Origin of the sequence: Pseudomonas sp. Irchel s3b6 (assembly GCF_900187415.1) — a bacterium.
Taxonomy (GTDB): Bacteria; Pseudomonadota; Gammaproteobacteria; order Pseudomonadales; family Pseudomonadaceae; genus Aquipseudomonas.
Genome location: NZ_FYDM01000030.1, coordinates 1 through 15038, shown reverse-complemented (window position 1 = coordinate 15038; position 15038 = coordinate 1). Strand labels below are relative to the sequence as shown.

Sequence of the window (15038 nt, the reverse complement as noted above, 5' to 3'; positions counted from 1 at the left end):
CACAATCGCCAGCGACAGCACTTTGGTCGCACCTTCCTGGTCCTGGCCAAAGCTGCTGAGCAACGTGGTGGCCAAAGGTGTGGTGCTGATCGCGAACTCTGTCGGGTTCAAGTCCGTGCCCTTGTTCGCCACTTCCGTGTCGAACAGCGCCAGAACCGCCGCCGCGTCGCTGTCGTCATCCTGGTTGCCGGCCGTCTCGTCGATCGTCACCGAGCCGCCGCCATCGATCACGTCCGCGCTCGGCCCGTCGTCTTCGAAGATGATCTTGGAGCCGATTTCGGCGGTCGCAACAAAGGCTTGGAGCAGCTTGAAGCCACCGATATCAAAATCGGCGTGGTTATTACCCTTGGCGTCGACGGCCGCCCCGTTCTCGATGAGCACGCGGTTGTGATCCGCCGTTGTGGTGTATTCAATCTTGTAGCCGGCCAAAACGCCGGTGATGGTTGCAACCCCGCCAGAAAAGCTGATGACAATGCTCGAGCTATTCACCGTCCCGTCTGAATTCTCGATCACCAGCCCGGTGCTGATGTTGATGACACGAACATTGGTGATTGCAACCGACGTATCGCCCGCATAGCCGTCGATGAAATTCACACCAGATTCAACAGCGGTGCTGAATGCGCTGATTCTTACGACAGCACTCTTGCCGCTTTGCAACTGCACGACGTCGAAATGGGCCGACTTCACATTGAAGACGCCGGTAAAGTCGACGTTGGACTCAAGATCTGCTTCGGTCTGACTAAGGTTGGGAATAGTCACATCCTGCCTGGCACCCGTGACGAACGAAAAGCGGATGCCTTCCTGTTCCACAATCATCTGATTGTTGGTGCCGAAGGTGGTCGGGCCACCTGCCTGGCTGGTATTGATCGTGTCACCCGTCGATATATTGATGTCGTCGGCCGTGCTGTTGGGGTCAAGCCCAGACTGATTCGCCGGATTCTTGCCGGTGGCGATGATGGTGGGATCCGTGATCCGCGTGACACCATCGACAACTTCAGTTGCCGGGGTCGCCTTCGTGAACATCAGGAACAGGTTCTGACCGGAGGGCGCACCGGCCAGACTGAATTCCAGGTCCTGAGTGGCTCCGATGAAAACTTTGTTCAGCAGATTGACCGCATCGTCGGGGTTGCTAGTGTCCGGATGCTTGAGCGGTTCGTACTGCACGGTCCAGATCTTGCCGCCCGTGACCGGCGATCCGGTCTCTTCAATATAGGCAGCGAACACGATCGCGCCGGTGGAGCCCCCGGCTCGGCCCAGAACGATGTTGTTGTTCGTATCCGTATAGAGCAGGATATCGGTGCCATCGAGGGTATCCAGTCCGCTGTCCAAGCCATTGAGCGGTGCGCCAGTGCTGCCGACGAAGCTGATATCGGTAATGCCTCCTCCGGGCGCAGCGGTAATGCTGAACGCATTACTGCCCGTGTTGCCCGCGGCCCCCGTATAGCCACTCAAGGCAGCTTCCGCTACGGCACCTGCCCCAAGTGCGGTCAGACGGGCAGAGAAGGCCGTGGGCAGGGATGCCACCAGAATGTCGTTGTCATCGTCAGCGACTGCGCCGTTCTGCAACCCGGTTGTTTCGTCCAGCGTAACGTTCACGCCGGTCGCCAGGACGTTCAGAACGCTGTCCGTAAATGAAGTTGTCGCCACAGCGTCGTCAGCGGTGCCGGACACACCATCGGCGCCCGCAGAGGTCGCGGTGAGCAGAAACGTCGCGCCTGCCGAGTCGTCGGGATTCACGTACCACGAGGTCGTGACGCTGCCGTTGACTTTGCCGTCGAGATCGCCGGCGCCACCGTCGGTCACGTACCAGGGCTCGTGTCCCTCGCCGGTGTTGGTATCGAGTACATCATCGGACGTGCCCCACACGTTATCCGCGCCGGCGCCGATGGCGTGCTCCACTTCGAGCGCCACTGTGCTGCCGGCGGCGAAGCCACTCGCCGTGATGGTGGCGGTGCTACCGGGTGCGTAGTCGCTTAAGTCGGTGGTAACGGTCGGAGTGTCTAGGGGGGTCGAATCGCTCGTGAGCGATGAGTTTTTCTTGCGCATAGTCATGACTTTCTCCCGAGCAATATCAGTCATAGAGGCCTGACCGTTGACCTATTTCAGCTACGTGCCACAACTATGGATAAGCCCCGGGGATTGCACATCGACCGATACTCCCAGCCGGGCTGGGAGTTTCAGACTACTTGGGAGGGGGGAGGAACGGGATGACGCTAAGAGGCGGCGCCGCATATTCCGTTTGTGAATGAGGACATGGCACCGCCACTCAAGACCACCCGGGCTTTGACCGTCGGCGCTTCGAATTGAATTTGAGCCAGCTCAGGCAGCCGGGTGAGCAGGCAGCTTCAGGCGGAGAGGCGTCATAGAGGTCAACGAAGTACCGGCTGTAGGTGCCGACAATCGGATTGTCATAAGCACATGAGGGCGCACGACGAACGTGGCGCTGGCCTGGGAAACCGTAAATCTGGTCCGCGATAGCGGCAACAGCACGTCGTAGAGCATCCTGGCCTCGAAGTCGCCGGTATCTTGCGTGCTCTTTACCGCTGGGTCATGTCATTGCAGGAGTCGTTGCCTGAGGCGATCCGGCCAATTGCTACACGCAGTCGTTCGGCATGATCTAAGCTCCACAGAGGTTGGCTTTTCGAGCTGGAGTTTCCATGCGAAACACACCTGAAAACAGTCTGAAAAGTGCTTTGAAAGCCTGTAGAGACAGCTTTATTTCTGTGGGCTTTTTCAGCTTCTTCATCAACGCGCTAATGCTCGTTCCTACCTTCTATATGCTTCAGGTGTACGGGCGAGTGATGGCCAGCGGAAGTCTGACGACCCTGGCCATGCTGACGCTGATCATGACCGGGCTGGTGATCACGCTCGGCTCCCTGGAATGGGTTCGTTCACGCATCATGGTTCGGGTCAGTACCCGGCTGGATGTGTTGCTGAGTCGCCAGGTCTACAAGGCCAGTTTCAAACGGGCCCTGGACAGTGGCGGCATGGATGCTTCGGCCCAGTCGCTCAACGACTTGACGGGCTTGCGACAGTTTCTCTCCGGTAACGGTTTGTTCGCCTTTTTCGACGCCCCCTGGTTGCCGATCTATATTGCGGTGATGTTCCTGTTTCATCCCTGGTTTGGCTGGGTAGCGACGGGCAGTGCCCTATTGTTGTTAGTGCTTGCCGTTATCAATGAGAAGCTGACGGGGCCACCACTGGCCCAGGCCAACAAGGAGCATATCGGCGCCACGCTCTACACCACGAAGAACCTGCGCAACGCCGAAGTCATCGAGTCCATGGGCATGCTTGAAACCCTGATGGATCGTTGGGGGCATCGGCAAAAAAACGTTCTGTTGCTGCAGTCCCTGGCGAGCGATAGAGGGGCCATTGTCAGCACGCTTTCCCGGACGTTCCGGATCCTCGTGCAATCACTGGTGCTGGGGCTGGGGGCGTACCTGGCGGTGGACCATCAGGTGGGGGCAGGCATGGTGTTTGCCGGGGCCATACTGCTGGGGCGTGCACTGGCCCCCATCGATCTGATCATCGGTAGCTGGAAGGGTTTTATTGCGGCTCGCTCGCAGTACAGCCGCCTGAAAGACATCCTCGACAAACAACAGGCGCAACCCGAGCGCATGTCTTTGCCTGCGCCCCTGGGGCACGTGCAGGTCGAGAGTCTGATTGTCGCGGCACCTGGCTCGCAAACCCCGATCATCAAGAATATTAGCTTCACCGTACCTGCCGGTTGCGCGGTGGGAATCATTGGTCCAAGTGCCGCGGGCAAGTCGACCCTGGCCAGAGCGCTGATGGGGGTATGGGTGCCGCAGCATGGGGTGGTTCGGCTGGATGGCGCGGACATCAGCGCCTGGGACAAACATGAGCTTGGGCCGCATATCGGTTACTTGCCCCAGGACATTGAATTGTTCGAAGGCAGCATCAGCGAGAACATTGCCCGCTTCGCCGAGGTCGATTCGGCGAAAGTCATTCAGGCTGCCAGGACCGCTGGCGTTCACGAAATGATTTTGCTGTTGCCCGATGGCTACGACACCGTTATTGGCAGCGAGGGCGTCATGCTGTCGGGAGGGCAGCGTCAGCGCATCGGGCTGGCCCGCGCCCTGTATGGCGACCCGCGGCTGATTATTCTCGACGAGCCCAACTCCAATCTTGACGAAGTCGGTGATCGCGCCCTGGCAGCCGCCATCCAGCAACTCAAGCAGACCGGCGCGACCCTGTTTGTCATTACCCACCGAACCAACATCGTGTCGCAGCTTGACCGGATCATGGTGATAAGCGCTGGGGTTATCAGTCTCTATGGGCCACGCGAGCATGTGCTGGCCGAGCTCAACACGCTGCAAAAACAGGCACAAAAGCACGCCACGCCAACAGGCGTCAGCATGGCTTCGGTCGATACCAGCAAGGGTGATGCCGATGAACCCTACGATACCCGGTCGTCAAATTGAAAGCTTCGCCGACCTGCCAATAGCTGATCATAAAATTCGCCGTCTGGGCATTGCCATTGTCGGTGTGACTTTCGGCCTGTTCGGTACCTGGGCGGCGCTCGCCCCCCTCGACGGTGCCGCGTTCGCGCCGGGGGTGGTCACCGTGCAGGCTTACCGCAAAACGGTCCAGCATATTGAAGGGGGGATCGTCAAAGACGTACTCGTCCATGACGGTGACATCGTCAAGCGTGATGATCCGCTGATCATTCTCGATGATGCCCAACTACGCTTCGAATACGAGATGGCTCGAAGCCAGCTGGTCGCGACCAGAGCCATGGAGGCAAGGCTCAGAGCCGAACGCGACACGCTGTCGGCGATCAGCTTTGGGGAGATAGCCGATCCCGACAGCCTGCGAGGCGTGGAAGCGCGCCAGGGCGAGACCCAGGTGTTCAACGCTCGGCAGGGCTCGCGGCTGGGCCAGATAGCGGTGCTGCGCGAGCGCGTCGGCCAGTTGAATCAACAGATCAAGGGACTGGAATCGATGATTGGTACCAAGGTTTATCTGGAGAAATCCTACAGCGGTGAAATCAATGAATTGGGCGATATGCTCAAGCAAGGGTTCGTTGACAAACAACGTCTGCTCGAGCAGGAACGCAAGCTGGGGATGCTCAGGTCGGAAGTGGCTGATCACCGTTCCACTATTAACAGGACTCGCCTGCAGATCAATGAAACACAGCTGCAGATTCTGCAAATCGACAAGGACTTCAATGCCGACGTCGTCAAGCAACTGGCCGAGGTTCAGACCAGGATGTACGACCTGCAAGAGAAAACCTCGGCCCTGGAAGACCGGCTCAATCGTATCGTTATCCGCGCCCCCGAAGCGGGCATGGTGATTGGCATGACCGTGCACACCATTGGTGGTGTCGTGCGCCCGGCGACGCCACTGCTGGACATCGTTCCATCGGTTTCCGAGCTGGTCATAGAGGCCCAGGTGGAGCCGGTGGATATTGACCGTATCGCCATCGGCAAGCGTGCCGATATCCGTTTCGGCGCGTTCAACAGCTCGACCACTCCGGTGATCGAAGGCGAGGTCAGCAGTGTATCGGCTGACCGACTGACCAATGAAAAAACCGGGAATGCCTATTACCTGGCGCGGGTCCGGGTAACCGAGGACGGCGCCCGCACCTTGGGTGATCGCAAGTTGTTACCCGGGATGCCGGCGGACGTGTTGATCATCACCGGGCAACGCACGCTGTTGCAGTACTTGATGCAGCCGGCCCGCGATGCCATGTCTCAATCGATGATCGAGGAATGACCGTGGGCGCGTCGGCGGTTCTACTGGGCGGTGCGTTCATGCTGGCAACGGCTGCCGCTCTGGCGCAAACCACTGCAGCAAAGCCGGCCGAGGTCAGTGCCTCGACGTTTTCCACCGACCTCATGCAGTTGTATCGCGAGGCGCGGCTGGAGGATCCACAGATATTGGCCTCTTTTGCGCAAGCACAGGCGGGTCAGGAACATCAGCGCGAGGCCATGGGGGCGCTGTTGCCGCAACTGTCGTTCAATGCCGGGACGAACCGGATTCACCAGGAAAACGACCTGATAGAGCAGAGTTACGATAACGAAAATTACAGCCTGGTACTGCGTCAATTCCTCTACAACAAGGCCGCGTGGGAGAACTATCAAAAATTCAAAAGCCTGGCCAAGCAGTCCGAATCGCAAGCACTGGAAGACCAGGCCGAGGCCACAGTGGAATTGGCGCGGCGTTACTTCACCGCGTTGGCGTCCGAGGATGAACTGGAGTTGGTGAGGGCGGAGCGTCGAACCACGCAAAAGAGCCTGGACCGAGTCAATGCGTTGTACGACAAGCAACTGGCATTGATTACTGATCAGCTCGACCTCAAGGCCAGGGTGGACTTGCTCGCAGCGCAGGAGGTGGATGCCCGCAACCAGGCCAGTATCAGTCGCGAGGCACTGGCGGAGATCGTCGGCCGGCCGGTCAAGGAGAAGCTCAACCGGATTCGCGATGATATGCAACTACGGGTTTCGGCCCAGAGTCTGGAAGACTGGGTCCGCGAGGGTATGGCGTTGAACCCGGCGCTCAAGGCCAACGAGAGCGGCGTCGAAGCCGCGGAGGCAGCGTTGCGCAGTGGCAAGGGCGGGCACTATCCGACCCTGAGTCTGAACCTGAGCGCACAAGAGACCAACGAGGGTTACAACAACTCCCTGACGCCGCGCACTGACAATTATGTCGCCGGAGTCAGCGTTCAGGTGCCGCTGTACAGCGGCGGCTCGACCTCGGCGCGGGTCCGTGGACTCTATCAGGATCAGCTTACCGCCGAGCAGGAACTGGAAGCGATCCGACGCCGGGTGGTCAAGGAGATCACCAGCGCTTATCTGACCGCCAATTCGAACGGCGAAAAAATCGGCGCGAATCGCCTGGCCCTGGCCTCGGCACAGCTGTCCAGGGTGGCGGCAGAGAAAGCGCTGAGCTACGGAATGGTCAATGCCGTCGATGTACTGGCCAGCGTACGCAACGAATTCCGCGCTCGGCGTGACCTGCTCAAGACGCAATACGAATTCCTCAGCAACGTATTCACCCTCAATCGCTGGGCGGGAAAACCGCCGGCCGAAAGTGTCGAAAGTGTGAATGGCTGGTTGAGTCCCGGCAGTTCCGGTCAGGCCATGGGCGTTGAATCGGAGTATTAGACAGGCGAAAGGTTGCCTGGTCATTCAAACGGGTGATGGCCTCATTTCAAGGCGTGGCGTTATCCGCAAAACCTGAGGCGACTCATAGAACGGCTAGAAACAATGCGAGGGTGGTTCCTACACCACCCTCGCCTCTTTTTACCCGCGCGATGCCTCAGACGCCGCCATGAACAATGTCTGTATTCAGTAGATCGACCCCGACCAAGGTAATGGTCGTTATTTGTCCACCAGATTCGGCAATCGTCACGATGCTGTCTGCGCCGCTGTTGTCGATCTGGACAACGGCGTTCTGGTCGCCGTTGAGCACCAGCGTATCTTGCACGCTTGGGCCCGCATCGAAGCCGGTGACCTGGTACAGATTCTCATCGACTGACAAATCGATGTTGAAGGCATCACGCTCACCGCCCGTGCCAACCAGCCTGAAGTCGAAGAGCGCATCGGCCGAGTCGTTGGCGAACAGGTTGGCGTCGAACGTACTCGTCGCCGAGTCCCCATCCTTGTCCGTCAGCGTCGCGCTGAACGCCAGCTTGACATCGCTGGCCAGGTTCTCGCTCTCCTGAATGAACTGGATCACCGGGATCTTGATCTCGCCCCGGGCCATTGTGAGCTGAACAGCATCGATCAGCGCCGTGCCCGCCTTCTCAATGAGGAAGGACACCTGTCCGCCGTCCTCCGGCGTCAGGCTGTTCACCTCGATGAGGTTCGAGAACGTGCCATCTTCGTAGTAGACCCGGTAGTACAGGTCCTCGGTCGCCGTGTTGTAACCCGCCACGGAGTTGTCGATGAAGATCTTCATGCCCGTCAGCAGGCTCTCCGGATTGATGACGAAACTTTCATCGGCGGCGCCGATTGCCGCCAGGTTGTCCCCCTGGAACAGGTTATTGGCGACGCCGATGCCGGCCGTGCTGACGTTCATGGCCGCTGGGTCGATGTACGACGGCAGGGGGTTGGTCTGTAGCGCGGCTTCAGTGGGGTCGGGTGCTCCGAGCCCGATACCGGTCAGGATATCCGCAGTCGACGCAAGCGCCTTCGCGGAAAAGAACACCACCTCCTCGGATGCCGAAGGAATAGCCGGATCGTCCGTCTCCGGAATCAACAAGGTGCGCACGGGATCCGGGCCGCCGGCAGCCAGCGAGCCGTCGGCACTGCTGAGCACGATCGTCGAGCGGAAGCCTTGCACCAGATCCAGTGCATAACTGCCATCGTCGAAAGCGGTCAGCGTGTAGTCGACGCTGGTATCCGCCGTTGCGGCGTTGTTGTCGAAATCACCGGTCAACGTCCCGGCAAATTGGTACGCGCCATTGGCGTCCGGTGAGGGCACCAGCTCGTTGAGCGTACCGGTCCCGGTCGTGGTCGTGTTGTCTGGCCTGACGAGGGTGAACTGGCCATTGACCAACGAGATATTCAGACCGGTCGCCCCCAGCCCGTCGGCTCCGGCCGACCTGTCCCAGAACCCGTATTGGGGAAGGACGCTACCGGTTCCGATCAGGTTGCCGAACGCGAGTGATGGGCCGTCGTCCTCAAACACCAGATTCTGCCCGATGTTGAGGGTCGCCTGGGCGCTGTCGCCGTCCTTGTCGGTCTTGGTCGCCGTCAGCGTCACCAGGTTGTCCGAGGTGAGGCTCGTTGCATCATCAGGATTGTTGGCGTCGGGATGCACCACTGCCCGCAGTTGGTCGAGGGTGACGTCACCATTGCTGGCCACGCTGACCGTGAACACCAGCACGTTGCTCGTGGCCGTCCTGCCCTCCACCACCGCGCCGTTGAGCGATAGGTTCACCGCCTGGCCGCTGGCTGTGTCGGTCAGTCCGGAGGCTCCGGCCACCACACCCAGCGCATAGGTCAAAGTGCCGGCCCCATCGGCGCCAAACGCCGAGGTGAAGTTGGCGGCAAAGCTCTGGGTATCGTTGGTCCCCAGGACTGTTTCGTCCACCGTCAGCGTCGGTTCCACGCCGGTGGTGTTGATGTTCGGTCCGTCGTCCTTGAACACCAGGTTCTGCCCAATGTTAAGGGTTGCCTGGATACTGTCGCCGTCCTTGTCGGTCGTGGTCGCCGTCAGCGTCACCAGGTTGTCCGAGGTCAGAGTCTTCGAATCATCGGGATCGGTGGTGTCGGGATGCACCACCGCCCGAAGCTGGTCGAGCGTGACCTCACCATTGGCGGCGACGCTGACGGTGAACACCAGCAGGCCGGTGGTGGCCGTCCTGCCTTCCACCACCGCACCGTTGAGCGACAGGTTCACTGCCTCGCCGGTGGCCGTGTCGGTCAGCCCGGAGGCCCCCGCCACTACACCCAGCGCATAGGTCAGGGTGCCAGCCCCATCGGCGCCAAACGCCGAGTTGAAGTTAGCGGCAAAGCTCTTGGTGTCGTTGGTCGCCAAGACTGTTTCGTCCACCGTCAGCGTCGGTTCCACGCCGGTGGTGTTGATGTTCGGCCCGTCGTCCTTGAACACCAGGTTCTGCCCGATGTTGAGGGTCGCCTGGACACTGTCGCCGTCCCCGTCGGTCGTGGTCGCCGTCAGCGTCACCAGATCATCCGAGGTCAGGCTCGTCGAATCATCGGGATTGGTGGCGTCGGGATGCACCACCGCCCGAAGCTGGTCGAGCGTGACATCACCATTGGCAGCGACGCTGACGGTGAACACTAGCAGGTCGCTCGTAGCGGTGCGGCCTTCCACCACCGCGCCGTTGAGCGACAGGTTGACTGCCTCGCCGGTAGCGGTGTCGGTCAGCCCGGAGGCCCCTGCCACCACACCCAGCGCATAGGTCAGGGTGCCAGCCCCATCGGCGCCAAACGCCGAATTGAAGTTAGCGACAAAGCTCTGGGTGTCGTTGGTCGCCAGAACTGTTTCGTCCACCGTCAGCGTTGGCTCCGTGCCGGTGGTGTTGATGCTCGGCCCATCGTCCTCGAAGATGATCCTGGAGCCGATTTCGGCGGTCGCAGTAGAGGGTTGGATCAGCGTGAAGCCACCGATATCGAAATCGGCGTGGTCATTGCCCTTGGCGTCGAGAGCCGCCCCGTTCTCGATGAGTACTCGGTTGTGATCCAGCGTTGTGGTGTATTCAATCTGGTAGCCGGCTTTGATGCCGGTGATGGTTGCAACCCCGCCAGAAAAGCTGATGACAATGGCCGGATCATTCGCCGATCCGTCTGAGTTCTCGATCACCAACCCGGTGCTGATGTTGATGACGCGAACATTGGTGATGTCAACCGGCGTATCGTTCGCATAGCCGTTGATGAAATTCACGCCAGGTTCAGCCGTGGTGCTGAATGCGCTGACTTTTACGACAGCACTCTTGCCGCTTTGCAACTGCACGACGTCGAAGTTGGCCGACTTGGTATTTAAGACGCTGGTAAAGTCGATGTTGGATTCAACATCGGCTTCGGTCTGACTAAGGTTGGGAATGGTCACATCCTGCCTGGCACCCGTGACGAACGAAAAGCGGATGCCTTCCTGTTCCACAATCATCTGATTGTTGGTGCCGAAGGTGGTCGGCCCACCCGCCTGGCTGGTATTGATCGTGTCGCCAGTGTTTATATTGGCGCCGCTCGACTGGTCTGCAGGGTTCTTGCCGGTGGCGATGATGGTGGGATCCGTGATCCGCAAGACACCCCCATCGTCGACAACGGTCGGGTTCGCCGTTGTGAACATCAGGAACAGGTTCTGACCGGAAGGCGCATTGGCCAGACTGAATACCAAGTCCTGACTGGCTCCGATGAAAACAATGCCCGACAGATCGACAGCATCGTCGGGGTTGCTAGCGTCCGGATGCATGAGCGGTTGGTACTGCACGACCCAGATCTTGCCGCCCGTGACCGGCGATCCGGTCTCTTCAATATAGGCCGCGAACACGACCGCGCCGGCCGGCCCCCCAGCTCGACCTACAACAATGTTGTTGTTCGTATCCGTATAGAGAAGGATATTGGTGCCATCGAGGGTATCCAGTCCGCTGTCCACGCCATTGAGCGGTGCGCCAAGGCTATCAACGAAGCTGATATCGGTAATGTTTGCTCCGGGCGCAGCGTTGATGCTGAACGCATTGCTGCCCGTGTTGCCCGCAGCCCCTGTATAGCCACTCAAGGCAGCGGCCGTGACGGCTCCGGCCCCAAGCACGGTCAACCGGGTAGAGAAGATCGAGGGCAGGGACGCCACCAGAATGTCATTGTCGTCAGCGTCTCCCGCGGGGCTTGCCGTGGCGGTGCCGTTCTGCAGCCCGGGTGTTTCGTCCAGGGTAACGTTCACACCGGTCGCCAGGACGCTCGGAGTGCTGGCCGTGATGGTCGGAACGTATAGGGGAGTCGGATCGCTCACGAAGGTAGAAGTACTGTCATCGCTCGTTAGCGATGAGTTTTTTGTGCGAATAGACATGATTTTCTCCCGAGCAACTCCAGTGACCGCGGCCGAACCGTGGACCTATTTCTGGTACGTTCCACAACTATGGATAAGCGTCACAGGTTGCGCATCGGCCGATACTCCTAGGCAGAGTGGGAGTTTCAGACTACTTGAGAGGGGAAACGGGATGACGCGAATCCACTGGCTCTGAGGTGATGGCAGGTCGCTATGATTCGAACACCACGCCAACGATTGCGCATAGGACCAAGCGACAAGCAATTGAAACAAAGCGGCTCTCAAATCAGGACTGCAGAAGCAATGCGAGGGTGGTTCCTAGGCCACCCTCGCATCCTTTACCCGCGCGACGCCTCAGACGCCGCCATGAACAATGTCGGTATTCAGCAGATCGACCCCGACCAAGGTGATGGTCGTTATTTGTCCGCCAGTCTCGGCAACCGTCACGATGCTGTCTGCGCCGGTGTTGTCGATCGATTGGACAGTGGCGCTCGGGTCGCCGTTGAGCACCAGCTTGTCTTGCACGCCTGGGCCCGTATCGAAGCCGGTGACCTGGTACAGGTTCTCATCGACTGACAAATCGATGTTGAAGGCATCACGCTCACCGCCCGTGCCAATCAGCCTGAAGTCGAAGAGCGCATCGGCCGAATCGTTGGCGAACAGGTTGGCGTCAAACGTACTCGTCGCCGAGTCCCCATCCTTGTCCGTCAGCGTCGCGCTGAACGCCAGCTTGACATCGCTGGCCAGGCTCTCGCTCTCCTGAATGAACTGGATCACCGGGATCTTGATCTCGCCCCGGGCCATTGTGAGCTGAACAGCGTCGATCAGCGCCGTGCCCGCCTTCTCAATGAGGAAGGACACCTGTCCGCCGTCCTCCGGCGTCAGGCTGTTCACCTCGATGAGGTTCGAGAACGTGCCATCTTCGTAGTAGACCCGGTAGTACAGGTCCTCGGTCGCCGTGTTGTAACCCCCCACGGAGTTGTCGATGAAGATCTTCATGCCCGTCAGCAGGCTCTCAGGATTGATGACGAAACTTTCATCGGCGGCGCCGATTGCCGCCAGGTTGTCCCCCTGGAACAGGTTATTGGCGACGCCGATGCCGGCCGTGCTGACGTTCATGGCCGCTGGGTCGATGTACGACGGCAGGGGGGTGGTCTGTAGCGCGGCTTCAGTGGGGTCGGGTGCTCCGAGCCCGATACCGGTCAGGATATCCGCAGTCGACGCAAGCGCCTTCGCGGAAAAGAACACCACCTCCTCGGATGCCGAAGGAATAGCCGGGTCGTCCGTCTCCGGAATCAACAAGGTGCGCACGGGATCCGGACCGCCGGCAGCGAGCGAGCCGTCGGCACTGCTGAGCACGATCGTCGAACGGAAGCCTTGCACCAGATCCAGTGCATAACTGCCATCGTCGAAGGCGGTCAGCGTGTAGTCGACGCTGGTATCCGCCGTTGCGGCATTGTTGTCGAAATCACCGGTCAACTTCCCGGCGAACTGGTACGCGCCATTGGCGTCCGGTGAGGGCACCAGCTCGGTGAGCGTGCCGGTCCCGGTCGTGGTCGTGTTGTCTGGCCTGACGAGGGTGAACTGACCATTGACCAACGAGATATTCAGACCGGCCGCCCCCAGCCCGTCGGCTCCGGCCGACCTGTCCCAGAACCCGTATTGTGGAAGGACGCTACCGGTTCCGATCAGGTTGCCGAACGCGAGGGATGGGCCGTCGTCCTCGAACACCAGGTTCTGCCCGATGTTGAGGGTCGCCTGGGCGCTGTCGCCGTCCTTGTCGGTCTTGGTCGCCGTCAGCGTCACCAGGTTGTCCGAGGTCAGGCTCGTCGCATCATCGGGATCGCTGGTGTCGGGATGCACCACGGCCCGCAACTGGTCGAGGGTGACATCACCATTGGCAGCGACGCTGACGGTGAACACCAGCGCGTTGCTCGTAGCGGTGCGGCCTTCGACCACTGCGCCATTGAGCGACAGGTTCACCGCCTGGCCCGTGGCCGTGTCGGTCAACCCAGAGGCCCCCGCTACTACACCCAGCGCATAGGTCAGGGTGCCAGCCCCATCGGCGCCAAACGCCGAGTTGAAGTTGGCGGCAAAGCTCTGGGTGTCGTTGATCGCCAGGACTGTTTCGTCCACCGTCAGCGTTGGTGCCTCACCGGTGGTGCTGATGCTGGGTCCGTCGTCCTCGAACACCAGGTTCTGCCCAATGTTGAGGGTTGCCTGGACACTGTCGCCGTCCTTGTCGGTCGTGGTCGCCGTCAGCGTCACCAGGTCGTCCGAAGTCAGGCTCGTCGCATCATCGGGATCGCTGGTGTCGGGATGCACCACCGCCCGAAGCTGGTCGAGGGTGACATCACCATTGGCGGCGACGCTGACGGTGAACACCAGCGCGTTGCTCGTAGCGGTCCTACCCTCCACTACTGCACCGTTAAGCGACAGGTTGACGGCCTCACCGCTGGCGGTGTCGGTCAGCCCAGAGGCCCCCGCTACTACACCCAGCGCATAGGTCAGGGTGCCAGCCCCATCGGCGCCAAACGCCGAGTTGAAGTTGGCGGCATAGCTCTGGGTATCGTTGATCGCCAGGACTGTTTCGTCCACCGTCAGCGTGGGTGCCTCACCGGTGGTGCTGATGCTGGGTCCGTCGTCCTCGAACACCAGGTTCTGCCCAATGTTGAGGGTTGCCTGGACACTGTCACCATCGCCGTCGGTCGTGGTCGCCGTCAGCGTCACCAGGTCATCCGAGGTCAGGCTCGTCGCATCATCGGGATCGCTGGTGTCGGGATGCACCACCGCCCGCAGCTGGTCGAGGGTGACATCACCATTGGCAGCGACGCTGACGGTGAACACCAGCGCGTTGCTCGTAGCGGTCCTACCCTCCACTACTGCACCGTTAAGCGACAGGTTGACGGCCTCGCCGGTGGCGGTGTCAGTCAGCCCGGAGGCTCCGGCCACCACGCCCAGCGCATAGGTCAAAGTGCCAGCCCCATCGGCGCCAAACGCCGAGTTGAAGTTAGCGGCATAGCTCTGGGTATCGTTGATCGCCAGGACTGTTTCATCCACCGTCAGTGTTGGTGCCTCACCGGTGGTGCTGATGCTCGGTCCATCATCTTCGAACACCAGGTTCTGCCCAATATTGAGGGTCGCCTGGACACTGTCGCCATCGCCGTCGGTCGTGGTCGCCGTCAGCGTCACCAGGTCATCCGAGGTCAGGCTCGTCGCATCATCGGGATCGCTGGTGTCGGGATGCACCACGGCCCGCAACTGGTCGAGGGTGACATCACCATTGGCAGCGACGCTGACGGTGAACACCAGCGCGTTGCTCGTAGCGGTGCGGCCTTCGACCACTGCGCCATTGAGCGACAGGTTGACGGCCTCACCGCTGGCGGTGTCGGTCAGCCCAGAGGCCCCCGCTACTACACCCAGCGCATAGGTCAGGGTGCCAGCCCCATCGGCGCCAAACGCCGAGTTGAAGTTAGCGGCATAGCTCTGGGTATCGTTGATCGCCAGGACTGTTTCATCCACCGTCAGTGTTGGTGCCTCACCGGTGGTGCTGATGCTCGGTC

6 protein-coding genes and 1 pseudogene are annotated in these 15038 nt (G+C 60.2%); 3 read left to right on the top strand and 4 right to left on the bottom strand.

Features of this window, described 5'->3' with window-relative positions; genetic code table 11:
- Positions 1-2052, bottom strand: a pseudogene (locus tag CKW07_RS24965) (hypothetical protein); the annotation flags it as partial.
- Between the two features lie 214 nt (positions 2053-2266).
- Positions 2267-2464 (bottom strand): DUF1329 domain-containing protein, encoded by a 198-nt coding sequence (locus tag CKW07_RS26015; RefSeq protein WP_371850679.1) that lies wholly within the window; start codon positions 2462-2464, stop codon positions 2267-2269.
- Positions 2465-2657: 193 nt separating this feature from the next.
- On the opposite strand from CKW07_RS26015, the gene CKW07_RS24960 reads away from it, so the two are divergent.
- Genes CKW07_RS24960 through CKW07_RS24950 form a run of 3 tightly spaced genes read left to right on the top strand, consistent with a single transcriptional unit; the run spans position 2658 to position 7127 of the window.
- The gene (locus CKW07_RS24960; protein WP_095147498.1) at positions 2658-4442 is read left to right on the top strand and encodes a type I secretion system permease/ATPase; all 1785 of its coding nucleotides are present in this window, start codon (positions 2658-2660) and stop codon (positions 4440-4442) included.
- A complete protein-coding gene (locus CKW07_RS24955; protein WP_176465375.1) occupies positions 4411-5736 on the top strand; it encodes an HlyD family type I secretion periplasmic adaptor subunit in 1326 nt (441 codons plus the stop codon). The genes CKW07_RS24960 and CKW07_RS24955 overlap by 32 nt, the downstream gene beginning before the upstream one ends.
- Positions 5737-5738: 2 nt before the next feature.
- The gene (locus tag CKW07_RS24950; RefSeq protein WP_176465376.1) at positions 5739-7127 is read left to right on the top strand and encodes a TolC family outer membrane protein; all 1389 of its coding nucleotides are present in this window, start codon (positions 5739-5741) and stop codon (positions 7125-7127) included.
- A 154-nt stretch (positions 7128-7281) separates the two neighbouring features.
- Here CKW07_RS24950 and CKW07_RS24945 read toward each other — a convergent pair whose 3' ends face one another.
- Together CKW07_RS24945 and CKW07_RS25840 are read right to left on the bottom strand one after the other, a co-directional pair.
- Positions 7282-11496, bottom strand: coding sequence for a DUF5801 repeats-in-toxin domain-containing protein (locus CKW07_RS24945; RefSeq protein WP_095147497.1), 4215 nt, complete (start codon positions 11494-11496; stop codon positions 7282-7284).
- Between the two features lie 333 nt (positions 11497-11829).
- Positions 11830-15038 (bottom strand): DUF5801 repeats-in-toxin domain-containing protein (locus CKW07_RS25840; protein WP_256577111.1); only part of this gene is annotated, 3209 nt, incomplete at its 5' end.